General features: G+C 58.2%; 19 protein-coding genes and 9 pseudogenes. 10 read left to right on the top strand and 18 right to left on the bottom strand.

From position 1 onward, the window contains the following. Nucleotides 1-84: 84 nt before the first annotated feature. The 5 genes and pseudogenes from MUBE_RS02840 to MUBE_RS02860 all read right to left on the bottom strand — a co-directional run bounded on the left by MUBE_RS02840 (nucleotide 85) and on the right by MUBE_RS02860 (nucleotide 3,933). Nucleotides 85-936, bottom strand: a complete 852-nt coding sequence (locus MUBE_RS02840; RefSeq protein ID WP_116539405.1) for a glycine betaine ABC transporter substrate-binding protein — start codon at nucleotides 934-936, stop codon at nucleotides 85-87. Further along, a pseudogene (locus MUBE_RS02845) lies at nucleotides 933-2,094 on the bottom strand (NAD(P)-dependent malic enzyme). Before MUBE_RS02845 ends, MUBE_RS02840 begins: the two are co-directional and overlap by 4 nt. A 111-nt stretch (nucleotides 2,095-2,205) precedes the next feature. Further along, nucleotides 2,206-2,632, bottom strand: a pseudogene (locus tag MUBE_RS02850) (TA system VapC family ribonuclease toxin). Next, nucleotides 2,619-2,885, bottom strand: a pseudogene (locus MUBE_RS19270) (type II toxin-antitoxin system antitoxin VapB33). The pseudogenes MUBE_RS02850 and MUBE_RS19270 overlap by 14 nt, the downstream one beginning before the upstream one ends. Nucleotides 2,886-2,943: 58 nt before the next feature. Further along, the gene (locus tag MUBE_RS02860) at nucleotides 2,944-3,933 is read right to left on the bottom strand and encodes a malate dehydrogenase (protein ID WP_116539406.1); all 990 of its coding nucleotides are present in this window, start codon (nucleotides 3,931-3,933) and stop codon (nucleotides 2,944-2,946) included. 220 nt (nucleotides 3,934-4,153) lie between these two features. Between MUBE_RS02860 and corA the strand changes: the two genes are divergently transcribed. Then, on the top strand, nucleotides 4,154-5,263 hold the full coding sequence (gene corA / locus MUBE_RS02865; protein ID WP_116539407.1) for a magnesium/cobalt transporter CorA: 1,110 nt from the start codon (nucleotides 4,154-4,156) through the stop codon (nucleotides 5,261-5,263). A gap of 34 nt (nucleotides 5,264-5,297) precedes the next feature. Here corA and MUBE_RS16890 read toward each other — a convergent pair. From MUBE_RS16890 to MUBE_RS02895, 6 genes and pseudogenes are all read right to left on the bottom strand, one after another. Next, nucleotides 5,298-5,841: pseudogene (locus tag MUBE_RS16890) on the bottom strand (suppressor of fused domain protein). 29 nt (nucleotides 5,842-5,870) lie between these two features. Next, the gene (locus MUBE_RS02875; protein ID WP_116539408.1) at nucleotides 5,871-7,052 is read right to left on the bottom strand and encodes an ABC transporter ATP-binding protein; all 1,182 of its coding nucleotides are present in this window, start codon (nucleotides 7,050-7,052) and stop codon (nucleotides 5,871-5,873) included. A 4-nt stretch (nucleotides 7,053-7,056) separates the two neighbouring features. Next, nucleotides 7,057-7,881 carry a carbohydrate ABC transporter permease gene (locus tag MUBE_RS02880; protein WP_116539513.1) on the bottom strand — a complete coding sequence of 275 codons (825 nt, stop codon included), beginning with the start codon at nucleotides 7,879-7,881 and terminating at the stop codon, nucleotides 7,057-7,059. A gap of 4 nt (nucleotides 7,882-7,885) precedes the next feature. Further along, nucleotides 7,886-8,707, bottom strand: coding sequence for a carbohydrate ABC transporter permease (locus MUBE_RS02885; RefSeq protein ID WP_165849676.1), 822 nt, complete (start codon nucleotides 8,705-8,707; stop codon nucleotides 7,886-7,888). 121 nt (nucleotides 8,708-8,828) lie between these two features. Further along, on the bottom strand, nucleotides 8,829-10,172 hold the full coding sequence (locus MUBE_RS02890; RefSeq protein WP_116539514.1) for an extracellular solute-binding protein: 1,344 nt from the start codon (nucleotides 10,170-10,172) through the stop codon (nucleotides 8,829-8,831). An 86-nt stretch (nucleotides 10,173-10,258) separates the two neighbouring features. Beyond that, nucleotides 10,259-10,774: a general stress protein gene (locus MUBE_RS02895; RefSeq protein WP_116539410.1), complete on the bottom strand. Its 516-nt coding sequence runs from the start codon at nucleotides 10,772-10,774 to the stop codon at nucleotides 10,259-10,261. 268 nt (nucleotides 10,775-11,042) lie between these two features. On the opposite strand from MUBE_RS02895, the gene MUBE_RS02900 reads away from it, so the two are divergent. The 5 genes and pseudogenes from MUBE_RS02900 (at nucleotide 11,043) to MUBE_RS02925 (ending at nucleotide 16,014) form a co-directional block, all read left to right on the top strand. Further along, complete coding sequence (locus tag MUBE_RS02900; RefSeq protein WP_116539411.1) at nucleotides 11,043-11,663, top strand: DUF4190 domain-containing protein; 621 nt, start codon at nucleotides 11,043-11,045, stop codon at nucleotides 11,661-11,663. Nucleotides 11,664-11,733: 70 nt separating this feature from the next. Further along, nucleotides 11,734-13,038 (top strand): magnesium transporter MgtE N-terminal domain-containing protein, encoded by a 1,305-nt coding sequence (locus MUBE_RS02905; protein ID WP_116539412.1) that lies wholly within the window; start codon nucleotides 11,734-11,736, stop codon nucleotides 13,036-13,038. Continuing rightward, a complete protein-coding gene (locus MUBE_RS02910; protein WP_116539413.1) occupies nucleotides 13,038-13,580 on the top strand; it encodes a DUF1003 domain-containing protein in 543 nt (180 codons plus the stop codon). Before MUBE_RS02905 ends, MUBE_RS02910 begins: the two co-directional genes overlap by 1 nt. Nucleotides 13,581-13,817: 237 nt before the next feature. Continuing rightward, nucleotides 13,818-14,811: pseudogene (locus MUBE_RS19765) on the top strand (hypothetical protein); the annotation flags it as partial. A gap of 51 nt (nucleotides 14,812-14,862) precedes the next feature. Then, a complete protein-coding gene (locus tag MUBE_RS02925) occupies nucleotides 14,863-16,014 on the top strand; it encodes an Mrp/NBP35 family ATP-binding protein (protein ID WP_116539416.1) in 1,152 nt (383 codons plus the stop codon). Here MUBE_RS02925 and tatB read toward each other — a convergent pair. The 4 genes from tatB to sigE form a co-directional block, all read right to left on the bottom strand. Next, a complete protein-coding gene (gene tatB / locus MUBE_RS02930; protein ID WP_116539417.1) occupies nucleotides 16,011-16,394 on the bottom strand; it encodes a Sec-independent protein translocase protein TatB in 384 nt (127 codons plus the stop codon). The two genes, MUBE_RS02925 and tatB, sit on opposite strands and share 4 nt — an antisense overlap. Beyond that, complete coding sequence (gene htrA, locus MUBE_RS02935; protein WP_207801633.1) at nucleotides 16,395-17,909, bottom strand: serine protease HtrA; 1,515 nt, start codon at nucleotides 17,907-17,909, stop codon at nucleotides 16,395-16,397. Nucleotides 17,910-18,099: 190 nt separating this feature from the next. Continuing rightward, nucleotides 18,100-18,492: an anti-sigma E factor RseA gene (rseA, locus tag MUBE_RS02940; protein WP_165849661.1), complete on the bottom strand. Its 393-nt coding sequence runs from the start codon at nucleotides 18,490-18,492 to the stop codon at nucleotides 18,100-18,102. Nucleotides 18,493-18,664: 172 nt separating this feature from the next. Continuing rightward, complete coding sequence (sigE, locus tag MUBE_RS02945; protein ID WP_165849677.1) at nucleotides 18,665-19,423, bottom strand: RNA polymerase sigma factor SigE; 759 nt, start codon at nucleotides 19,421-19,423, stop codon at nucleotides 18,665-18,667. A gap of 259 nt (nucleotides 19,424-19,682) precedes the next feature. On the opposite strand from sigE, the gene MUBE_RS02950 reads away from it, so the two are divergent. The 4 genes and pseudogenes from MUBE_RS02950 (at nucleotide 19,683) to MUBE_RS19770 (ending at nucleotide 23,321) form a co-directional block, all read left to right on the top strand. Continuing rightward, nucleotides 19,683-20,357 carry an O-methyltransferase gene (locus tag MUBE_RS02950; protein WP_116539419.1) on the top strand — a complete coding sequence of 225 codons (675 nt, stop codon included), beginning with the start codon at nucleotides 19,683-19,685 and terminating at the stop codon, nucleotides 20,355-20,357. A gap of 123 nt (nucleotides 20,358-20,480) precedes the next feature. After that, nucleotides 20,481-21,079, top strand: a pseudogene (locus tag MUBE_RS02955) (TetR/AcrR family transcriptional regulator). A gap of 32 nt (nucleotides 21,080-21,111) precedes the next feature. Beyond that, a pseudogene (locus MUBE_RS02960) lies at nucleotides 21,112-22,064 on the top strand (ATP-binding cassette domain-containing protein). Next, a pseudogene (locus MUBE_RS19770) lies at nucleotides 22,046-23,321 on the top strand (ABC transporter permease). Before MUBE_RS02960 ends, MUBE_RS19770 begins: the two co-directional pseudogenes overlap by 19 nt. 774 nt (nucleotides 23,322-24,095) lie before the next feature. Here the strand turns inward: MUBE_RS19770 and MUBE_RS15430 are convergent. The 3 genes and pseudogenes from MUBE_RS15430 to MUBE_RS02975 form a co-directional block, all read right to left on the bottom strand. Then, nucleotides 24,096-24,242 (bottom strand): hypothetical protein, encoded by a 147-nt coding sequence (locus MUBE_RS15430; RefSeq protein WP_165849662.1) that lies wholly within the window; start codon nucleotides 24,240-24,242, stop codon nucleotides 24,096-24,098. A 128-nt stretch (nucleotides 24,243-24,370) separates the two neighbouring features. Continuing rightward, nucleotides 24,371-24,541, bottom strand: a complete 171-nt coding sequence (locus MUBE_RS02970; RefSeq protein WP_116539420.1) for a TetR/AcrR family transcriptional regulator — start codon at nucleotides 24,539-24,541, stop codon at nucleotides 24,371-24,373. 93 nt (nucleotides 24,542-24,634) lie between these two features. Then, nucleotides 24,635-25,224 (bottom strand): annotated as a pseudogene (locus MUBE_RS02975) (GlgC family sugar phosphate nucleotidyltransferase); the annotation flags it as partial. Nucleotides 25,225-25,226 lie beyond the last annotated feature (2 nt).

Raw genomic sequence — 25,226 nt, forward strand, 5'->3', positions numbered from 1 at the left:
ACGATGCTTGCAGCGCTCGCTAAGGTGTGCAAGTGTACGGCCCACACTGCGTGTCGCTTGTACGGACACTCGCTCTCGCGGCAACTAATGGCCTAGTGGGTGTTCTGCCAACCACCCGTCGGCGACCACCTGCGGATCCGCGCCGTGTGCTACCTGGCGGCGCATCTCAGTCAGGGCGGCGGTGTCCAGCACACCAGCCACCTCGTTAACGGCCAGTAGTTGTCGATCCGTTAGCATGTTACGCCGATAGAGCGGCACCACGTTCTCAGCCTGGATCAGCGCGGCTTTGCCGTCGGCGAGCATAATCAGGTCGGCGGGGAGATCGGGGTTGGCGGTGGTGGTCCAGCCCACAGTCAACTGGCCGGCCAACAACTTACCGAACATCGTTGGATAATCAGGAAATTCACGCGCGGCGGGCAACCGGCACGAACCCACCGCCGCGGGGGTGTGGGCGCCAGCAACGATCCCGACGACCAGCCCGTTGCAGTGATGGGGTACTAGGCTCAACTCACTGCCACCCCAGGCCTTCGCGGTGCCCGAAGTCACGACCAGCGAAGGCTTGTCTTCGGCGGCAACGGTGTAGTCGCCAGCGGCGATACCCTCAGGCAGTGCGGAGACCATCGCGCGGTAGACCCAAGCGTCGGAAAGTACCGTTGTACCCGGCTGCAAAATCTGTAACACGTTGCCGGTAAATTCAGGGACGACAGTGAATCTGCCCGAATCCAAAGTCGCTATCGGGTCAGCGCTAACTTCACCTCGCGCACCGAAGCCGTATGACCGTAACGCCGCGACATAGATGGCGGCAAGCAGGGTAGACTCCAAATCGGGCTTAGATCCGACAACCAACTCCGGTTGACGATCACCGGTGTCGGCCGAGCAACCGCCCGCAACAAACGCCCCAGCGAGCAGCAACGCCGACAGTCTACCGACCCTCACTCCGCGGAATCTGACGCTTTTGATGCCAAGGCGACCGCTTTGGCAACCACTACCCCAACACGCAGCTCAGGACGATCCGGTCGCGGGCGAGGTCGTCGCTGGTGACACTGAAGATCACTTCGGCCGTGGCCATCATCATCTTTTCGGTGATCCGATGCGCTCCGACATTCAGCGAGCCAGGAAAAGCGAGCACGTCGTTGATCTGGTTGCAGAAATTGCTGCGTCCGGTGACCATCACCGCTACATACATGGCGACAATGTCGGAAGTATATCTCCCGGTCCGAATTTGACAGCGCGAACACAACCTCACTGGGCGTCATCGTGGCGATCAATTCTTCACCGATCAGGCCCGCTGACACCCCGAGGAACACGTCCACGCCGACGAGCGTCTCGGCCATGCTGCCGGTGAGACCGCCGAGGTTGGCGCGTCGCACCAAGTTGACCTTGACGCAATTCATGTCATCACGCCTAGTATACAGAATGTCACGCGAATCAAGCACAATGATATCCGAAACGCTCGATGCTAGAAGGAGATTCATGCACATGACACCCGCAGCACCGACGCAGGACACCATCACCTGCAGCGCAGACATATCGCGCCCCAGTAACTTGGTCACACCCATCAAGGCGGTCTGCACGACGATCGCCGTGCCATGCTGGTCGTCGTACATCACCGAGTAGTCTAGCGCCTTGACAACCCACCGTTCGGTTTCGAAGCAGCGCGGTGCGAAGATGTCCTCAAGGTTTACGGCACCTAACATTAGACGCAGCCGTGCCAGGATTTCGACGATCTCGTCGGGATTCTTGGTGTCCAGGACGGTCAGGATCGCGCTAAGCCCGCCACATGCCCTGAACAGGGCGCACTTGCTTCCCATCGCCGACAGTGAAGCCACAGATCCGATGTCACCAAGACCAAGTACGATACTGCTATCGCTGACGACGGCCACCAGCCGACTCGCCCAAGTGCAGCGGGTGGCTCGGGTGCGATCGGCGGCGATCGCACCACTGACCTGCGCTATGCCTGAGGGGTAGGCGATTAACAACGTGCGTTGGCTGTCTAGCGGGTTTTTTGGTGCTACAGCTAGCCTTCCCGCCTAGGTGAGCCTGAAAGACCTCGCCGTCGATAACGATCTGCGGCAGCAAGTCGATTTTTGGCACGGGGTCGAGAGTACTGCAGACTTGGAACCACCTAGTCTGGCGCCAACAGCCGGCACGATCACCAACGAGACTGATATACTTCCCAAGCGGGGGGCTGTACCACAATAGCCACTAGTCGTGCAAGGGGTTAATCCATCTGAGGCCGGTAAATTGGGTAAAGTCGGTGTCATTGGAATGGATCTCAGCGCAACATTCGATGCCGTACGCGGCCAATTGCACGCCGGTGATCAGTTTTCCGGCTGTACTTAGCATCTCGAGCACACCCAACGCGATGTCCAGATGGCGCGACCCAGTGGTAAGTAGGTCCACGTTCGACTGGGAAAGCCATATAGTGCACATGGGCGATCGCGTCCACGGTGGACAACGGCGCGGCAAGCACTGGTGGCGCAATCCATAAGAATCCGAATAACGCCGGATGGGTCAACCCGACTCGAGTAGGGCTGTTGACAGTATCTTCCCACCACGCATGCGCGCGCTGATGCTGCGGGAACCCAGTTATGACCGCGTAAAGCAGCAGATTAACGTCAGGGATGATCACAGTTGCGCGCGATGTCCAGGATCCCCTCATCCTCCAGCTCGTCGACCAACCAGTTGAAGCCAGCAAGATCAAATACAAGCCGCACTGTAGCCTCATGCCGCTTCAGTCAATACAGCTGCTGACGTGCCATCTGCTGCGCCAATGCACTCCGCAACGCGTCATTGATGACGTGCTTCATGGTACAGCGTTCGCGATGAATCGCCTCTTCGACCAGACAGAAGACATCATCGTCTAACGTCAAGGTAGTGCGCACGGCAGTCATCACGATATCTGCATAAGCGTGCTTCAAGACGGCGCGACTACACGGACGGTTAAATCAAGCCGAGTTGCTTGACCGCGTTGCGCTCGTCGACCAGCTCGGCGGTCGATTTGTCGATGCGGCTGCGGGAGAAGTCGTCGATCTCTAAACCACTGACGATCGTCCAGTCGCCGTCCTTGGTAGTGGCCGGAAACGAAGAAATCAAGCCCTCCGGCACACCGTACGAACCATCGGATACCACCGCCATCGATACCCAGTTGCCTTCGGAGGTGCCCAGCAGCCAGTCTCGGGCGGCATCGATGGTCGCCGAAGCAGCCGAAGCGGCCGACGACGCGCCGCGTGCATCGATGATCGCCGCGCCACGCTTGGCGACCGTCGGTATGAAGTAATCCTCAATCCAGGCCTGATCGCCCACGACCTCGGCGGCGTTCTTGCCGCCAATCTCAGCATGGAAAACATCAGGGTACTGGGTAGCCGAGTGGTTGCCCCAGATCGTCATCTTCGCGATGTCGGTGACCGCGGCGCCGGTCTTAGTGGCTAGCTGCGAGATCGCCCGGTTGTGGTCAAGACGGGTGAGCGCTGAAAACCGCTCGCGGGAGATGTCGGGCGCACTGGTCATCGCAATCAGCGCGTTGGTGTTGGCCGGGTTGCCTGTCACACCGACGCGGATGTCGGCGGCGGCGACTGCGTTGAGAGCCTTGCCCTGCGCGGTGAAGATCGCACCGTTGGCCTCCAACAGGTCGCCGCGCTCCATGCCCGGTCCACGTGGACGAGCCCCGACAAGCAGGGCCAGGTTGACACCGTCAAAGACCTTGTGCGGATCCGCGCCAATCTCGACACCCGCCAACAGTGGGAATGCGCAGTCGTCGAGTTCCATCACGACACCCTCAAGCGCCTTGAGTGCGGGCTCAATCTCGAGCAGACGCAGTTCGATTGAGCGGTCAGGCCCCAGCAGTGAACCACTTACCAAGCGGAACAGCAAGCTATAGCCGATCTGCCCGGCAGCGCCGGTGACAGCAACCTTGAAGGGACTTGCACTCACTTCGGTTACTCCTTGATTGGAGAAGATCGGTATTGTGAGTTTCACTCTCGGATGAAACTAGGTCGAAACTAGCGCACCTCTGCCGGCCCAAGATTTTCGGTCCAGCAGTGCTAGTGTCCTCGAGCACTAGTCTGGCAAATCGTCGGTCCTCCGCTGTTCTGCCAGGATGCGTACCATAAAGCACCGCTGAATAACACCTGCGCTGCGATGGGAGGTTGAGATGTTCCCGGGGTTTAACGCGTTGCCTGAAGCGCTAAGACCGGTCGCGAAGCCCCGACCACACGCGCCCCACGTACATCCGATTTTCCTCCCACCCACCGAACCCTTAGTAGACTGCGGTGTATATGTCGGAAGTAATCGGCTGCCCGGCAAATACACGACGTACGCCGCCGCACTGAGCAAGGTGCGCGAGATCGAACTAATGGGACACGAGGGATTCGTCTGGGTCGGATTACACGAACCTGACGCAAGCCACATGCAAAACGTCGCCGACGTTTTCGGCCTGCACCCATTGGCAGTCGAGGACGCCGTGCATGCCCATCAGCGGCCCAAGTTGGAGCGCTACGACAACACGTTGTTTCTGGTCCTGAAGACTGTCAATTATGTCCCACACGAATCGGTGGTGCTGGCCCGCCAGATCGTCGAAACCGGCGAGGTGATGATATTCGTCGGCAAAAATTTCGTTGTCACGGTCCGCCACGGCGAGCATGGTGCGCTGTCCGAGGTGCGTAAGCGGATGGATTCCGACCCCGAGCATCTGCGGCTGGGCCCGTACGCGATCATGCATGCCATCTCCGACTACGTGGTGGACCACTACTTGGCTGTGACCAATCTGATGGAAGACGATATTGACGCCATCGAGGAAGTGGCATTTACCCCCGGCCGCAGGCTAAACGTCGAGCCGATTTACCTACTCAAGCGCGAGGTCGTCGAACTTCGCCGCTGTGTTGCTCCGCTCTCCTCCGCATTTCAGCGAATGCAAACGGATAACAAAGACTTGATCTCCAAGGAATTGCGTCGTTACCTGCGTGATGTCGCTGACCACCAGACCGAGGCTGCCGACCAGATCGCCAGCTACGACGACATGCTCAATTCACTAGTACAGGCTGCAGTGGCCCGCGTCGGGATGCAGCAGAGCAACGATATGCGCAAGATGGCAGCCTGGGCTGGTATCGTGGCGGTGCCCACCATGGTCGCCGCCATCTACGGCATGAACTTCCGTTTCATGCCCGAGCTGAACTGGACGTGGAGTTACCCGGCGGCGATGGCCGGAATGACCATTGTCTGCCTGGTACTTTACTGGCAATTCCGAAACAGGAACTGGCTTTAACCCGGTAGACGATGCGTGCGACAGCTATGTTCCGTCAGTGATTTTGTACGGCAAGGCGATTCGGACTCAGCACGTCGAAGCTGCCACTATACACCATATCTGCCGCATGGCGTCGGCACCATTGAGCGACACCCAGGCCGCTCGAGTAACTGTCATAGGAGTCGCTGGACAGAAAGCGTACTGGATCTCGAAGGGGCGCTAGCGGTAGGTTAATGCTATCACTGCGACCCAACAGCACCGCAATGAACGACAACCGCCCCAATAGTCGCACCCACAGCGGCGACCTAAGGTCGATCAACGCGTCCTCGACTAGCACCGCCAGGCTGTGCGCTAGCCCGGTTACCGGCCCGGGACCGCGCAGTCACAGCACGTGAGCCGTTCAACTGGTTAGCAAGAATCTCGATCGGATCAATCATCGAATAACTCGAGTACCACAACTACACATAATACAACAATCCGTTTACCCCAGAACAGAATCGCAGCATCTCGATGAATTCGGTACCCAGTAACGTCACGTTCGCAGAATTGGTCTCGGCGGGTATGCCTGGGGAACCTGCCTGCGCGAACTTGCAGCACAGGTATGCACATACTTGGGCCAGAGTATTTGTCACCGCGCATCAATCAGTGCAGGAAAGGTTAGATTCACTCCAGAGTCAGCATCGAAAACGGTAATTTTCGTTGTGTCGAAAGCTAACTCGATCGATTCTCCGACAACAACTTTTGACCCAGCAGGAACTCTTGCCACAAAATGATTTTCACTTGCTTCCGACTCAGCCGCTAGCGCGTCCAACTGAGCTGAATGCAGATCACAACCAGTGGTGGTGAAGTAAACGTATTTGTCTGCTCCCAGCGATTCAACCAAGTCAACCTTCGCCTCGAACGTCAACGCCGTGCCGCGTTGGTGTACATCGATCAACTTGGCGTCGGCCAGATGCTCGGGTCGCACCCCGACAATAACCCTGTCCGGCATTGGGTGCTGCCCGATCACCGTCTGGGCTTCCCGCAATAAAGCCAGCTCGCCGAAGGGTAAGGTCAGTCCGTTCGGCGTCAATGTGGCGGGGAAGAAATTCATCGCTGGCGAACCCATAAACCCCGCGACGAAGAGGTTAGCCGGACATTTATAAAGCTCGTCGGGTGTCCCAATCTGCTGTACGACACCGGAGTGCATGACCACCACGCGATCTCCTAGCGTCATGGCCTCGGTCTGGTCGTGGGTGACATAGACGGTGGTGGTACCCAGCCTGCGTTGCAGTCGGGCGATCTCGCCACGCATCTGCACCCGCAGTTTGACATCCAAATTGGACAACGGCTCGTCCATCAAGAATGCTTTGGGATGGCGAACGACCGCCCTGCCCATCGCGACCCGCTGCCGCTGCCCGCCAGATAACTGCGCGGGCTTACGGTCCAGAAGATCGGTCAGATCAAGGATTCTGGCTGTCTCGGAAACCTTTTGCGCGATCTGTACTTTCTTCATCTTGGCCAGCGTCAGCGGGAACGCGATATTCTGCCGCACAGTCATATGTGGGTAAAGCGCGTAAGACTGGAACACCATCGCGATATCACGGTCCTTGGGCGCCTTCTCGTTCACCCGTTCACCACCGATACGTAACTCACCTGACGATATATCCTCAAGTCCAGCAATCATATTCAAAATCGTGGTCTTTCCGCAGCCGGAAGGCCCGACCAGGATAAGGAATTCTCCGTCGGCGATGGTGATGGACAGGTCGCGTACCGCCGTCGCGCCGTTGGAGTAATTCTTGTTGACATGCTCCAGTACAATCTCAGCCATCGAGTTATCCCTTCACAGCACCAGAAGTCAACCCGGCAACAATTTGTCGCTGGAAAATTAGAACAAAAACGACGATCGGGACCGTAATCACAATTGCCCCGGCCGCGATCGAACCAGCCGGCTCCTCGAACTGCGAACTACCGGTGAAGTTCGCGATGGCAACCGGGGCAGTAATCGCCGCCTTGGTGGCGGTCAACGAAAGCGCGAGCAACAAGTCGTTCCACGCAAAGATGAACACCAGGATCGCCGTAGTGACCAAGCCCGGTACCGCCAGCGGGACGATCACTTTAAGGAAAACCTGACCCGGCGTAGCGCCGTCTACCTTGGCTGCCTTCTCTAGATCCCATGGGATTTTGGCGAAGAATGCCGACAAGGTATAGATGGCAAGCGGCAACGCGAAAGTGATATAGGGCAGGATCAGCCCCGCCCATGTGTCGAACAGACCGGTCTGGCGTTCGACATTGAACAACGGCGTCACCAGCGAGATCACCGGAAACATGGTGATCAGCAGGGTAGCACCAACAAGTAGACGCTTGCCGGGGAAAGCCAACCGGGCAATCGCGTAGGCCGCCATAGCGCCGAGCACCACTGCTATCATTGTGGTAGTCAATCCGATTCCGATGGAGTTAATCAGCGCTGAGCTGAAAAAATCGCCCCGAAAAATGCCACGGTAGTTGTCTAAAGTCACTGACGACGGAATCAGCTTGCCGTCCTTGACCGTTGACGTCGGTTTGAGTGACAGGGACAGAATCCACAGTACCGGTAGTAGCGCATAGCCCACCACGACGGTGTCGATGATGACCCACATCGTGGCCCGCTTCGTGTCCACCAGCTTAGCAGCCATCGCGTTCATCTCCGGACGCCGTGGCACCGAACACCTTGATGAAAATTACCGCAATGAAGACGGCGCAGCCGAAAATCAGCACGCTGATCGCCGAGCCAAGCCCCATGTTGAATCCTTTAAACAGGTTGTCGTAACCTAGGATCGACACCGAGGCGGTATTGTTGGCACCTTGGGTCAACACATAGATGTTGTCAAAAATACGGAACGCGTCCAGTGTCCGGAATAACAGCGCCACCACGACCGCTGGCTTAATGATCGGCAAGGTGATCTTCGTTAGCCGCCGCCACACGCCGGCGCCATCCATCTGCGCAGCTTTGAGCAAATCCTCGGGAACCAATGCCAACCCAGCCAGCAACAGCAACGACATGAACGGTGCGGTCTTCCAGACCTCCGCGATGATCACGATGCCCAACGACGGGATTTGCTCGGCCAGTGGCGCACTACCTTGCGGCAGCAGGTTCGCCAAATATCCGGTGCCCGGCGTCCAAGCGTAATACCAACTGTACGAAGCGACCACCGTGACAATGCCGTACGGGATGAGCACCGTCATGCGCACCAAGCTCTTGCCGAGGGGAGTGTGGTGCATCACCAGCGCCAGCGTCAGACCCAGAATGAATTCGATCGACACTGAAACCACAGTGACCGCCAACGTCACCGCCAGCGCCGTCCACCAGTATAGGTCGGTCAAGATCGTTTGGTAGTTGCTTAGACCGATGAACGCGGTATCGTTCGGGGTCGCCAGGTTGGCACGTTGCAGACTCAGCCAGACCGCATATCCGATCGGATAGACCGTCACCGCCAGCATCAACATCGCCGCGGGCGCGACCAGAAGGAACGCCAACCGTTGTTCTGGTTGCACACTCCTGACGCGCACGTGCCACGATTTACCGGCCACCACTGTCACAGCCGCCGCTTCCCCTGCAAGCAGGCGGTCACGGCAACAATCCCTTCCCGTCGATGGCCTTTTGCACCTGCACGGCGAGCTTGTCGGCCATAGGCTCTGGGTCAATGTCGTTGATAGGACTCAGTGCGGCCGACAGCCGGATCGACACCGCCTGATAGGCTGGCGTCACCGGCCGCACTGCGGCATCGGTAAGCTGTTGTCGAATGATAGTATACATTGGGTATTTGGCTTGGAATTTCGGGTCGGAGTACAGCGAGGCCCGTACCGCCGGCAGACCCCCTTCAATCGAAAGATACTGCTGGTTTTGCACACTGCGCAGACATCTGACGACTTCAAACGCTTCGGCTTTATGACGGCTGGTGCTGGCCACCGCCAGATTCAACCCGCCGATCGTCACCTTGGCCGGTTCGTTGCGCAACACACCAGGATACGGCGCGAAACCAAACACTTTCCGAGCGGCCTGATACGCGATGTGAAACTGCTCGTCGTTAGGCACGAATGTCCCGATGTTGTTGATGCTGCCGGCCAACTCGAAGACCCGATTAAGCGGTAAAAAGGCCACCCCGCCCTTCACCGCGTTCTCCATCATCGATGCCAGCACAAACGGCCAGTTAACTTCCAGCGCGGCCTTACCCTGCTCAACCGCCAATCGTGCGGCGCCTTCGTCGGTTCGAGTGATCGACGGGTCCACGCCGGGCGCGGTGGCCACCGACTTGAGGATCCGTAACGCCCGGACAGTGGCGGCCCGATGCTCCGGTGTGTCCGTCAAAGTGACACGGCTACCATCTTCGGACAGCACTTGACCACCCGCACTGACGAGCAAGGTATTAAACCATACCACAAGCCCCTCGCCCTGATTAGCCTGCACGGCGATCCAGCTAGGCTCGCCGGCCGCATACAACCGGACCGCCTCAGCCACCATATCATTCCAGTCACCTGGCGGTTGGTCCACCAAATCTGCTCGGTACCAAAGCAACTGGGTGTTGGTAGTAAAAGGCTCGGCATACAGCTTCTGCTTCCAAGTGGCCGTCGCGAGTGGGCCCGGGAGAGTGTCAACGATCGCGTCAGCCTCAGCCAGTCTTGTCGGGTCTGCAGATAGCGGCAGTGTCCATCCTGCCTCAGCGAACTCCGCGGTCCACACTATATCCATCGCCATCACGTCCAGGGTGTGGTCATTACCGGTCAACCTCCGAGCCAGTTGCAATCGCTGCTCGTCTGGCGACCTCGGCAGACTCACATGCCGAATAACAAACCGGCCGTCAAACTGTTCAGTGCAACGCCGGGCAACCTCGGTAAATGTCGCGTCGTCATTAGCGGGCGTGTAGAAGCTGATCACCAGCTGGTTACCGCCGGCCCCACAGGCCGACACCATCAACGCAAGAGTCAAAGCTGTGAGCACGACCGCGCCCACTTGGCGGACATGCCAACTCACCGCCACCTGCGCCTCCCGTCCGGGCGTCAGATCACCAGACGCGCCAGCAAATCACGCGCCTTCTCCGCATTTTGCGGATCGCAGAGTACATCGTAACGACCAGCCACTAGTTGCAAAGTCGAGCTGAAATCCCTTGTGCCGCGGACCATTGCGTAGGGAAGCGCAGAGGTGATCAACACAAAGAACACGCCGGCAACCAAGCCAGTGGCCAGCGCCATCCACGGATTAGGACTAAAGAAACCCAGAATCAATCCAATGAACAGACCGAGCCAAGCACCGCTAAGTAGGCCACCGCCCAACACCTTGGCCCATGTCAGCCGACCAGTGACCCGTTCCGCCTGCATTAGGTCGACACCAACAATAGTCACCTGCTGAACCGGGAATTGCTGTTCAGATAGGTAGTCGACGGCACGCTGCGCTTCGGCGTAGGTCGGATACGACCCGACCGGCCAACCTTTGGGCGGGGTCGGTAACCTGGGCATGCCACGGCCACCCGCGCCCATCGCTCCAGAAACCCGTCCAGGCTGGAAAAGGCTAGTCATCGATGCGCATCTCCTCCACTCCACCCTCTATTCTGAACCATCGTGTCATCCGAGAGCTTCCACACTATCCAAAGAAGCCTGCAGACAACCTCTAAGCAAGACGTGACATCCCTACGTTTTCAGCGTCAGATCCCCCGACGCGGGGAGTGCAGCGATGGATCCGGTGCCCGCCCGGCACCGCGCTGTCTGGCCAGCCTATCGAATCATTGGCTGCCACCTTCGATTTGCAACCGCAGCTCCCAGCAGCGCATAGGCTAGGTTTAATAGCATGACAGATCCCGGCGGCACCTTCGGCGAGGATGCCCACCACGATGGGGCTAATCCGCCAGCCGGTTCGGAGACCCCGCAACAGCAGGCTGGGGACACTCTCTGGAATCCGCCAGCACAATCGCAGGCAGCCGATTACCCATCCACGGTGTATCCGCCACCCACTGTTACTCCCGGCTATCCGCCGGATCTTCCGGTCGACTATCCAGAACCCATGGCACCCACCCAGCCTGAATACAGACAGCCGCCAGGCTACGACGGACCACCCTACCCTCCGCCACAACTTGGCACACCTGCGGTCGACCAAGGACCACCTTGGCATTCGGGCAACTATACAGGCGCCTATCCGCGAGACGACTACCCGCCAGACTATCTGGAGAGCTATGGTGCAACACAGCCAGGAATGAACGTTATGGCGATCGCCTCGCTGATCTCCTCGTTCACCGGGTTGGTGTGCTGCATCGGCTCAATCGTGGCCATCGTGCTTGGTGCCGTCGCCCTCGATCAGATCAAGCGGACACGCCAAGAAGGTTACGGTTTAGCCATCGCCAGCATAGTGATTGGGATCGCAACTCTGCTGGTGAGTTTGATCGTCGCGATATTCGCGCTGCATTCGCATTAGAGCCTGCATTGCGGCCACGCCGATGCCGGGCAGCTGCCCATCCGGGACGCGGCTGCTTACGCTTTTCAGCATGGGATCGGTCAATAAAGTGTATGTGGCGCGACTCTCGCGGATGTTGGTGTTGGGCCCACTCGGCGAGTCCTTCGGGCGCGTCCGTGATGTCGTAATCAGCATCAGCATCGTCCGCCAGCAACCGCGAATCCTGGGGTTGGTCGTCGATTTGGCGACGCGCCGCAGCATTTTCATCCCGATTCTGCGGGTCGCCGCGATCGAGCCGGACGCAGTGACACTGGCCACCAGCAACGTGTCGCTGCACCACTTCGAACAGCGACCGGGCGAGGTGCTGGCACTCGGTCAAGTGCTCGACACCCCGGTTAGGGTTAACGATCTCGCACTGCCCGAGTTGGCCGGCGTTGACGTCGTGATCACCGACCTAGGTATCGAACAAACCCGAACGCGCGACTGGATGGTCACCAAAATCGCTGTCCGTGCCCAGCGACGGCTGGGACGACGCGGCCCCGTGCACATCGTGGACTGGCAATACGTCCAGGGCTTGACGCCCTCGGCGTTAGCGATGCCGAGTAAAGGAGTTGCGCAACTGCTGGACCAGTTTGACGGACGTAAGGCGGTCGATGTGGCCGACGCCATCCGCGAACTTCCGCGCGCACGACGCTACGAGGTGCTCAAAGCACTCCGCGACGAACGGCTCGCCGACATTCTTCAGGAACTTCCCGAACTGTATCAGGCCGATGTATTGTCACAATTAGGCACTGAACGCGCCGCCGATGTGCTCGAGGCCATGGATCCCGATGATGCCGCCGACCTGCTTGGTGTGCTGAGTCCGACTGATGCCGAGTTACTGCTGACCAGGATGGACCCTGGGGATTCTGGTGCGGTGCGACGGCTACTGACGTACCCACCAGATACCGCGGGTGGTTTGATGACCTCCGATCCAGTGGTGTTGACGCCGGACACCGGGGTTGCCGAGGCACTGGCCCGGGTCCGCGATTCCGACCTCACCGCCGCACTGTCGTCAATGGTGTTCGTGACCCGGCCGCCCACAGCCACGCCTACCGGTCCCTACCTAGGCTGCGTATACCTTCAGCGGCTGCTCCGCGAAGCGCCAGCCGAGCTGGTCGGTGGAATCATCGACACTGCCCTAGCCACGCTGACACCGGAGACTCCCTTGGCCGCGGTGACCCGGTACCTGGCCGCCTACAACCTGGTATGCGGGCCAGTGCTCGACGACCAAAACCACCTCTTGGGAGCGGTTACCGTGGACGACCTGCTCGACCATCTGCTACCGCCTAACTGGCGTGTAGATGTACCGGAGCTCTCAGGATACGGAAGCGCCGGCGTGCCCGGAGGGTCGTGATGAGGAAGTCGCCCGCACCACGACGGCTCTACACCCCACGGACATCACGCAGGTTGACGCCGAGCTGGGACGCCGAGACCGTCGGGCACATCACCGAGTCAATCGCGCGTTTTTTCGGCACTGGTCGCTATCTGCTGCTGCAGACGATCGTGGTGTTGGTGTGGGTCGCGCTGAATCTGTTTGCACTGAAATGGCGCTGGGACCCGTACCCTTTCATTCTGCTCAACCTGGCTTTCTCTACCCAGGCCGCCTACGCGGCACCGCTTATTCTTCTGGCCCAGAACCGTCAAGAAAACCGAGATCGAGTCGCACTCGAAGAAGATCGTCGTCGCGCTGCGCAAACTAAGGCCGACACCGAGTATTTGGCCCGTGAACTGGCTGCCTTGCGGCTGGCTATCGGCGAGGTCGCGACGCGTGAATACCTGCGCCACGAACTAGACGACTTGCGCACCCTGCTGGCTAACCTGCAGCCGAACAACTCGCGCAGAGAGCCGGCCCAGACCGGTGACAGTGTAGATTGGCACGCGAAGAAATCCAAATGACAACCTGGCCACCATTACGCCACTCTGACCACAATAATTAAATTAAGTCAATAATTAAATTTAAAGTGGTGAGGCTAGTTCACTAGGATGAGGATAAGGAACCGCTTGGACAAGCGTAGTTTCCCGACAGACTCACAACTGAGGATGGTCGAGTGCGTATAGGGAGACGCTAGGGTGCACACCTGGCCCTAGCAACGGTGCGGGCGCGGTCGAGCAACACGGGCATCCGCGTTTAGTATCGCCGTGATCATCCCCTCGTGTTCGCCGGTGCGGTCGGGAGCACGGCCCCCACTTTTCACGGAAAGATTCCCACCGCTGAGCACCACGATCACTCCAGTGGCTGCGGTTTCCCTTTTCAGCAGTGGTCTATTCGGTGAGCTGTCCGGTCCGCGTGTCATCGCCGTCGCGCGCCCGCTGATCGGCTTCCACGTCGCCACGGCTGCGGTACTCGCTCCGCCGCCACTCATGATCGTGAACACACGTGGCACGCTTGGCATTCCTAACTATCGCGCTGTCGCCTACAGCGCTGCCGAACAGAAGATGGCTGTCGCTTCCCCAGACTGCAGCATCAGCTGGAACCTGCTGACCGGGATCGGGCCCGTCGAACCGGGCCACGCAGGCGGCAGTGCCGTTGATGCATGCGGCACTGCACTCCACCAGATCTACGGACCTGCTCCGAACGGTACGCTGCCCGACAACGAAATCATCATTCCGAGCGGGGTTGGCAATCACATCACCTATGCCCGCACGATAGGACCAATGCAGTTCTTGTCAGACACCTGAACACGATAAGCCTCCGACAGCAAATGCCACAGCATCGGGGGCAGCGCCGCTTCACAGAATCTATTGGACTCCACACTGGCCGCTTCCCGGTACTTACACAGCGGCGCGTTTAACCTGCGTTACCCGTCGGGGGTTTTAATCGCGACCTTACGCTACAATTACGCAGCAGCATATGCGCTGAACGTGCTGGGCCGGGCCGCGACCTATGCCACTGGCGTAATCCCGGTGGATTCTGCCACCGATTACCAAGCCGGTGCCGCCACTCGACGACGTACACCTCGAACGCCCGGAAGAAATTGAGCCTGGGCTACTGGTAAACGTCCACGGCTTGCCGATTAACGATCCAATGGCGCAGATGCCGCTGATCGACCTCAGCTCATTGCAGCCAGTGGCGACACAGCCTGGCTGTACCCTGATCTGTATCAGCTCGGCGCCCGCTCCAGCTGGCTGACCCACGCGACGGGCCGAGCAGACCTCGAGCAGCCTACACTCGGCAGTGATGTCTGGAACTGATCAATACGCTGCCGACCTGAGCACAGCGGTACGCACCGCACTGGCAAAGGTGATCGACCCCGAACTGCGGCGCCCCATCACTGAACTTGGGATGGTCAAAAGTATTGACATCAAGCCGGATGGCAGCGTGCAGGTAGGGATTTACCTCACCACCGCCGGTTGCCCGAAGAAGTCCGAAATCAGCGAGCGCGTCACCAAGGCGATTGCTGACATTCCTGGCACCACGGCAGTGCAGATTGATCTAGACGTGATGAGCGACAAGCAACGCATCGAGCTGCGCAAGCAGTTGCGCGGTGATGCCCGTGAATCGGTGATCCCGTTCGCCCAGCCTAGCTCGCTAACCCAAGTGTATGCGGTCGCATCTGGCAAAGGAGGAGTCGGAAAGTCCACTATAACCGTCAACTTGGCCGCGGCAATGGCCGCCCGTGGCCTGTCAGTCGGCGTGCTCGACGCCGACATCCACGGTCACTCCATCCCCCGCATGATGGGCAGCAGCAAACGACCCACCCAGGTTGAGTCTATGATCCTGCCACCCATTGCCCATGAGGTAAAGGTCATCTCGATTGCCCAGTTCACCGAGGGCAACACGCCGGTGGTATGGCGCGGGCCAATGCTGCACCAGGCATTGCAGCAGTTCTTGGCCGACGTGTATTGGGGTGATCTGGACGTGCTGCTGCTCGACCTGCCACCTGGTACTGGCGACATCGCCATCTCGGTGGCTCAGTTGATCCCAAACGCCGAGATTCTCGTGGTGACCACGCCACAGCTGGCCGCGGCCGAGGTCGCCGAACGGGCCGGCAGCATTGCCCTGCAGACCCGTCAACGCATTGTCGGTGTGGTGGAGAACATGTCGTGGCTTATGCTGCCCGACGGCTCAAAGCTGCAGGTATTCGGCGAGGGCGGCGGCCAGCAGGTAGCTGATCGGCTCTCACGTGCGGTCGGCGCCGACGTGCCGCTGCTGGGTCAGATCCCACTAGACCCCACATTGGTGGCCGCCGGTGATTCGGGTGTACCTATCGTGTTGAGCACCTCTGACTCGCTGGTCAGCAAGGAACTGCTCCGCATCGCTGACGAATTCTCGTCGCGGCGGCGCAGACTGACAGAGGTGTCGCTGGGGCTTGACCCGTCGCGGCGCTAAGTCGCGTCAGTGTCGAACGGCGCCGGACCATGTTGCTGTACCGGCTGCGTCGACTTCTGCCGCGGCGAAACTTCGATCGGCCAGCCAACGGAGTTTCCCGTAAACAGGGAGTTATCGCCGTCGAAGAGGTGCTTGGTGAGCGCCGCACGCGGTGTCATACCCCGCAGCTTCTGTAGCTCCCTGAATTGGCCACGCAGGTCGTCGAACTCGGGGCCGATGTCTTCGCGTAGCTGGTTGGTCACACCGCTGAGATAATCGCGTACCTGTCGCAGAGCGCCCGACGTCCAACGGATGGCTCCGGGAAGCCGTTCCGGGCCAAGCACCACCAACCCGACCACCACAAGGACGAGCATTTCCCCCCAGCCGATGTTGGTGAACACCTAGCTGACATCGGGGTCGGGCTTCACCATCAACGTAACGTGCCGACCGCCGCGGACCACCTCGATCGGGGTGTCCTGTCCAATGGTCAGCTGCCGCACGGCGACGACGAACTCATCGGCGTCGGCAACCTCCCGGTTGCCAACCTTAACTATGACGTCGTTTTCCAGGATTTCGCCCTTTTGCGCGGGACTTCCTGTCTTCACATTGGCCACCTGGGCGCCGGACGCGATCGCGTTGCTCACTGACCGGGTGCTGACCCCCAGCGTCGGGTGCACGATCTTGCCATACTTGATAAGGGCTTGCGCAACCGACTTCATCTCGTTGACCGGGATCGCGAAGCCCAGCCCGCTGGCGCTGTCCGACAGTGACTTGCCGGCAGTGTTGATGCCGATCACCTGGGAATTCATATCAATCAGCGGGCCACCAGAGTTGCCGTGGTTGATTGAAGCGTCGGTCTGGACAGCGTCTATAACGGTGTGGGTATCAGATCCCTCTCCCGACAATGGGACGGGCCGGTGCAGTGCACTGATGATGCCGTGGGTCACCGTGCTGCGCAGCCCCAGCGGCGCACCTGCCGCGAGGACCTCATCACCAACTCGCACCTCGTCGGAATTACCAAGCCGAGCCACAGTCAGGTTGTCGACGTTGTCGACCTTGAGGACAGCCAGATCTGTCTTGGGGTCGCGGCCCACCAGGTTGGCGGGCACCTCCTTGCCATCGTTGAACACCACGGTCGTCTTGAATTGGCTAGGATTGCTGGCTGCCTCGGAAATCACGTGATTGTTGGTGACAATATAGCCGCGGCCATCGATGATGACACCGGATCCCTGCATTCCCTCCTGGTCATTCTTCGACTCGATCGTCACCACAGAGTCGGCTACTGCCGCCGCCACCTTGGCGAACCGACCGGCCGGTTCTTCAGAATTGTTATTCGTTGCCAGCGTCACTTTCGACGTAGTGAACGCGTCAACGACCTCAGCCGTCTTGCGTCCGATCACACCGCCGATAGCACCAAGCACCAACGCAATCAGGACCAAAATGACCAGAGTGAGGGAAGATACCTTGCCACCAAATAGTACGTCGCGTACGCTAAGCTTGCCACGCTGGCCCAACGCAGTGTGTGGCATCAGCGGAGACACCGCAGGACTCCCCAGAGCGGCCACAGCAGCAGGGTCTCGCCACGGATCATCGGGTTCGTCCAGCTGAGCGCCATCCTTCTCGGCAGCCAGCGCACCTGCATCGATAGGATGGCGCTGCAGCGAATCAACACTCCCGAATGGCCGGCTAAACGCCTCAGCAAGGACGGGGTCAACCGGTTGATCATTGGGCTTGAATTCGGTGCGGTCCCGATACTTCTGTGGGCGAACATCTTCAGCGACAAAAGATCCCCGCAATCCACGGGGGCGACCGAACGCCTGACGTGATGCGGCGTCGACCGACGGCCGGGAGCCAGAGCGCAGCTCTAGGCGATAGCCCGGACTTTGGCCGCTATTGGCGCCTTGGTCGGAGGTCACATTACCCTCTTTTGGATCCTCTATCTGAGTGCTCGAAATAGGACACTGGTGCGGCGCGAGATATCTGAACACCGCGTTACCAGTGTCCACCCTAGTATCCACGGTCCCCGATCCGCCGGTAGACGGCCACGCGCCAGCAATTATCATTTAAAACTCCGGCAAGTGGCCGTCAAGTCAATCAGCACTTACGCTAGTCACGGACTTTGCCATCAAAGAAACGGTCGGATACTGGCCCCTCCGAAATCGGCGACGTATCGTCAAATGAACAGTACGGAATTTCAGCCAGCAATGCGAGTAAGGCGCTCGGAATCCGAATCGGGTGGGAGTCACGCAGCGCTGCACGTGCTCGGCTCTGATCATCTATTTCGGCCGCGCATTGAGTGCACAACGAAAGGTGATGTGCAGCTCGCAAGTGCGCGTTTATCCGCAACTCGCCGTCGACGAACGCCGCGATCGCCTCGACAGATAGATGCTCGGTGGAGCCAAACCGCCGGGTCGCGCCAACCGGCGCGTCGCTCTGGGATGCAAACTGTACAGGGAACCAGGAGAACGCACGCCGGAACACCTGTCCCCGGTCGGCCATCACCAGCCCCTTTCACTGCCACCCATACCTCAAATGTAGCGCAGCGCAGTGCTCAATACCCGCATAGCGCCGACAAAACCCCAGCATTAGTGGATCCCGTTCACGCCCCTCCTGGTGTACCGCAAGGTGATGTTCTTAGGGGCACGTGGAGGTGCTCTGGGACTACGCCGACTTAAACGTACGTAGCGTCAGTATCGGCACCATGTACAGGATGCGCAGTTAGGTAGTCGCGTAGCGCCTGACGTCCGCGGTGGATGCGGCTACGTACGGTGCCCAGCTTCACACCCAAAGTTGCACCAATCTCCTCGTAGGACAAACCTTCGATATCACAAAGCACAACAGCAGCACGAAACTCCGGCGGCAGTGAATCCAGGGCAGCTTGTAAATCAGGTCCCAACCTAGAATCGTGGTAGATCTGCTCCGGACTTGGCTCGTCGGCAGGTACCCGGTCGTAATCATCGGGCAAGGCATCCATGCGGATGCGGGCACGCCGGCGGGCCATGTCGAGGAACAAGTTCGTCGTAATGCGGTGCAGCCAACCTTCAAAGGTTCCTGGCTGGTAGTTCTGGACCGATCGGAACACCCGAATGAAGGTATCCTGCGTCAGATCCTCAGCGTCGTGCTGGTTGCCCGAAAGCCGATAGGCCAGCCGGTACACCCGACCCGCGTGTTGGCGCACCAGTTCATCCCACGACGGCATCGTTGCCTTGTCCCCAGTTGCGTCAAACACCGCAGTGCCTTGCAACGCGTCAAATGACTGTACCCAGTCGTCGCGACTGGATTGGAGATGAGACATGGTGGTTGGGCTCAACAGCGTAGTGATGATCGTATCCTCCAGATTTGCCTCACCCTTAAGGGTAGACAGTTCGTCACCGAGCGCAACACGCAGCTGGCATTGCGTATTCCCGGTCCAGCATTCGCCGCGTTCCATACCGATACCGTCGCCCATCGGCATATGCGCGATATAGGAGCAAACTGAAGTTTGCCTGAAAAACCATATCGTGACCAGCGCTATACAGCCGATATCGACTATGCACACCGCGAATATGACTTTCGTCACTCCAAAGCTTCGGAGCGTGTCGTGGCGGTCACGAGACCACGACCGTAGGTCACTATACTGGACCTAATTGCGCGGCTCCTCATTCGCGCGCCTGCCCGACCACGATACAAACTCGACATACGCTGCAAACATGGATGGTACCGGTAACAGCTCGGTCACTCCCAGCCCGGCGGCCACCAGTCGAGCCGATTCACTCTTCGCACACGCGGAGGGATCGATATCAGAAGACGCCATTCTGGTCGGTGCCCGCGAGCGTTCCGAAGAGATCGGCGCCGGGGCTGTAACACCCGCGGTCGGGGCATTGCTGAGCCTGCTGACCAAGCTCAGCGGTGGCAAGGCTGTCGCCGAGGTGGGTACCGGTGCCGGAGTCAGTGGACTCTGGTTGTTGTCCGGGATGAGCGACGACGGTGTCTTGACCACGATCGATATTGAGCCCGAGTATTTGCGGCTGGCCAAACAGGCACTCTCTGAGGCAGGCATTGGACCGTCTCGCACCCGGCTAATCAACGGCCGCGCCCAAGATGTACTGACCCGGCTCGCTGACGAATCGTACGACCTGGTGTTCATCGACGCCGACCCGATCGACCAACCGGATTACGTCGTCGAGAGCGTGCGACTGCTGCGATCTGGCGGTGTCATCGTGGTGCACCGAGCGGCATTAGGCGGGCGAGCTGGTGATCCCGCGGCGCACGATGTCGAGGTAAGCGCGGTTCGCGAGGCAGCCCGACTCATCGCCGAGGACGAGCGACTCACCCCTGCGCTGGTGCCGCTTGGCGACGGACTACTGACCGCAGTCCGCGAGTAACCAACTTTTACAGATTCCTAATGATGCATCGCATCCTTGACCGAGAACTGAACACACGTTTAGCATCCTGAACATACATTCAGGCGTTCTGAACCACTACCAGTCGGATTCCGCTATGCAGCCATCGAGCTGTTTGGCGAGCACGGTTTTGAAGTCGGTCTGTGCACCATCACCGAAACAGCGTGGGGTAAACACGTCGCTGGTCATCCACTACTTCGGTTCCCAGGACAGCCTTCGCGAAGCGTGCGACGCCTACATCACTGAAGAAGGCCGCAGCGGCAAGTCGGCAGCGATGAAGTCGAGGAACCCGGCGACATGATTTGCGCAAATGGCCAAGATCGAATCCTACGCACCGCTGGTAGCCTACTCGGTGTGCAGCATGCAGCCAGGAGGTAAATTAGCATAATTTTGTGGCACAGTATGATTGGTGGCACTGAAATGCGCCTTTACGAAGGAGTGCGGGTTGGAACGCTTAAGCCGATTCGCGATCCTCGAGCCAGGGAAAGTATCTGGCGATGACAGGCAGTGGCGGCTTCTTCTTGTAGCTGCAGATGCGCGAAAACTCAAAGGACCTACGTGCGGTACTACACGATTATGCACGCGAAATGTTACCGCACTCCCTGGATATCTACATCAACGGCTTGATGGCGGACAACACCATATACAATACATTTCTGGCGGCAGCAACCGAAGAAAACCAAGAAGAGTTTAATGCCAGCTAACAGTTCACAGGCCCTTATCGAAATCCTTTAAACTGACCAAGAATTTCGATGCAGTGCGGGCATAGGATGACCTTGGATCTAACGCTGCATACCAGAGAGGTGCACGACTTCCTCGGATCCAGTGGCGCTGGGAAGTCCACCACCATACGTATCCTGCTGAGCCTGGTGAAGACTGACAGTGGAAGCGCACGGCTACTCGGCGGCAACCTATGAACCGACGCCATCGAATTGCACGGCCAGATCGCTTATTTAACAGGCTATGTCATGCCGTATCCGTCGCTAAACTGCTGGGAAACCATAGATTCACTGGCCCTCATGCATGGCGTCATCGACGAGAGGTGCCGCGCCGAGCTCATCGAGCGCTTCGACCTTGACCTACATAAGTAAGGCATGCGCCTAATATTTATAAGGGCAACCGCTATAAGGGCAACCGGCAAAAAATTTCGCTGATTTCTTCTGCCTCTTCCTTACGAACCTAGCTACTGATTTTGGACTAGCAGAGCAGCAAGCTTGAACCCGTTGATAAAGAACGTGCCTCAGTAGTGCGTTAGTGAAGCGCGCGACCACGGCATGACAGTGCTGTTGTCCAGCTACATCCTGACCGAAACAGAGGTGCTGTACCAACTAATGACCATTATCCGGACCGACAAGACCGTCGAGAGCGGTTCGCTGAACTCGCTGCGACATTTGAGCCACACCTCGATCAAAACCGAAATATATAGACGATCCTAGCGCTATAAGCTGGATCAAGGATGTCGAGGACATCAGCGTCGACGGCAATACACTGAGCGCCCAGATCGACAGCGAAAACCTCGTACAGCTGATTTGGATGTTCGGTTACACCAGTGTGCGCAGCCCGATCAGGAAGCTGCAAAATCTAGAAGAGCCCTTTTCACATTGCCATAACATTTCAGAAAACGGAGACGACACCCAGGGTTCACACAGCGGCAAGAGGGCATCAACGTTATGCACACCGCAACCCTGAATCGATCACCCCATCCGGCGCACACAGCGCCGCCTGTCAACTTGAATTTCTCTGGCACGCTTAGGATGCTGCAATTGTATCTGCGGCGTGATCGAGTCGTGTTGCTCCTGTCGCTATCTTTAGGTCAGCGTGTACATGCGAAACATCTCGAAGATCTACCCGAGTGAGACCATCCGCTCCGGATTCTCGACTACCATCATGGCTAGCACGATCCGGCGCGCCCTCTAAAAGCAGATCTACAACAGCAGCCTTAAGGCAGTGGGTATCTGGCAAGCAGGTATGTTCCAATTGCTAATCACGGTGGCAGTCATCCTTACCATGATCCAGCACATCTGTGCTGACGAGGAGATAGGCCGCACCGAGCTGATCCACTCGACCGCAGTCGGACGGTATGCCAACCTCACCGCAACGTTGATGTTGTCGATCGGGGCATCGATCACCACCGGTGCGATCGAGACGGCGGGTTGGTGGCCGCGATGTCGGCGCGGGACTGATTGCTGAACGTGCCGGCTCCGCTACCGACCGCAACGGTCCTGCGCAGCGCCAACGGGCTGACGTGGCGGCTGGACCGCGGCCCTCCCTGCTCTGGACCGTGGGCTTAAGTCTGTATAGCGTGTGACGATAGGCACACGTAGTGCACGGTATCAGCAACGAGCTCGGTGCCAGCTATCACGGCGCGTGATATCGTCGCCCGCATGGGCAGCACGCCCGCACTGGATCAGTGCTTTCAGCACGATGGTTGGCATGATAGCTGCCACGTTCGCCATCTCGCTCACCCTGCGACTACACCAGGAAAAATTCAGCCTGCGAATTTCTATGATGCTATTCGGCGCAGTTTCCTAAAAGTGTTGGTTGGCAATCCAGTTCAACACTGCGTTGGCTGGATCCACAGCGACAAGCTGACCATCGTGGTCGGCACCGCGGCCATGCAGCTGCTTACCATCCAGTTGTTGGCCTCAGGGACGATCGGACTGTTCGGTCTCGCACCGAAGTTCACACCGGTTACATAGGGAATGTTACTTGTATTCGTCGCAATTGTACTTGATAGGCTCGTTGGACAAATTCCCGTAGTGGGCACCCAACCTCGAACCATGCGCGCACGTTCTTCGGATCTGTGGCGGTGACTTCACCATAGTGCCATTGTTTTAGCTTCTGACGATCTATTCGGTGTTAATATCATTGAAAGACAAAACTTTCCGACGAAGCAATCTGCGTAATTATTTTCGCTTAACAGATCTGCGATCGGGAAGTGGGTAGAATCATGAAGACCGGTGTTCATCTTATCGCACCATCACGTATATGGACTGACCGTGGTGGGTCTGCTCTTATTTTCCGGTCGGCACGTTCAATTATTGGCAGGCATGATTTTTCATCGAGGTATTCACAACCACATTGTTCTCCCCCACCACCTACTTGGCACAGGCGAACTCGACTGCGGTGTGGTAATACATTCGTGTCGGATCACGAGCCGAAGACAGAACCGTGCAAAAGATCGTCATAACCGGGTGCAGTTGTGGAACTGTTCGCGATGATGATTGTGAGCGCATTAGACCATCCGATAGGACGGTCATCGATTTCTACCCAGGTGTCCTTGCTGGGTGATGTGCTGGCAGCCGGTCGAGCTAGAGATCGCCATGGTAGTCATCCAGAACGGCTTACACGGCAGACGTCGTAACCGTGCAAGCACAAGCAGACGGCAATCGATGACAGTGTTGATTGGTTCGCCCAACACCCGATATATATCGGAAACGCGATCATAATGTTCGGCACACCGCTGACGCTCGAATTCTACTGGAGAGCTGCTACTGATCCCTCTAGTATGGCAGTGCTCGTCTTCCGCATCCTCAACGAGAGAAGATGCTTACCCAAGAATTTAAACAGATACCATGAACACACGCAGCGGTACGATATGGGCTGGCACTCTATGCCTGGTAAGTGACCCATTAACTGCCGGAAATACTGGTCAGCCAGATATGTACTAGCGTGTCGACAATTTTCTTATAGGGGATCGATAGCTTTTTTCGACGAATGTCACGCCATAACTCGCTCGGTCATCAGTTGCAGCGCTACAACCAGATCCTCGACAGGAACGGTGTCAAGGGCTGCGCCGCGCTTGCGCTTGGCCTTAATTGCAGCGGTATTGTAGTCGATTAGCTGCTGCATAACCTTGGGCCACAACTGGTACCGCCTCGGGGTTAGCGGCTTTTGGCCATGGCACTAACAATAGCTACCGCTCGGCGGATCCTGCATGCTTCCAAGAATGCCGTGATTGCAGACCGTCAGACCGTGGCGATGCCCGCGAGTAGCTATTCAGCGAGTGCTGTAACCGCCGAGCGTAACTTGACTTTCAGGTTATCGAACAGCGACAGCAACACCTCATTCTTTGACGGAAAATAGAAATAAAAAGTTGAGCACGAGATTCTGGCGCCTTGGGCTAGGTCATCGACGGATAAGTCACATTGCTCTGTGCAGAGCAATCAACCACGGCCATAGCTTACCTGCGCGTCGATAGGTCTCGACAATGATATTGACATGGCTCAACGGCTGGCCTAACCCACGCTAGGCTAGATCTACACACCCTTACTGACCGCGATGACCCCGCCAGCACTGATCGGGAAACGTTCCCGATCCTTTTGGAGATCCACACCAACCATCTCGCCGGGCCCGACCAACAACGTTCTTATCCAAGATCGCAGCACCTACTATCACGCCACAGCTGACCCGAGCAACCGGCATGATGGCACTTCCCTCCACGATCGTGCTGTCGTCGACCACGACATTCGACGACAGCATCAAGTTGCACACCGAGGCTACCGAAATGATGCTCCCCACAACCATCATCGGTTCTTGAACAACGCTGCCATTGACAAACTTCGCAGGCGCGAAGGCTATCCGACTCACCGCAAATCGTGCCAACGTCGCGCCAGTAGGCCCGGTCCCGGTTGGTGATACCAGGCACACCTCATTGCCAGAAACAATCCGGCACTACGGTCATCCCATCGGTCAACAGCCACAAGATGATGTCACCGCCCATGTCGTGATCCGAGTGGTCGTCACCGGCGTCGGGACGAGTCGAATCGACGAGCACTTTGGTGGCAAAGATGTAATTGCCCATTGAGACAAACGTCGTATCAGGGTCGTTCGGTGTCCCAGGCGGCTCGG

Source organism: Mycobacterium uberis (genome assembly GCF_003408705.1).
GTDB classification, from domain to species: domain Bacteria; phylum Actinomycetota; class Actinomycetes; order Mycobacteriales; family Mycobacteriaceae; genus Mycobacterium; species Mycobacterium uberis.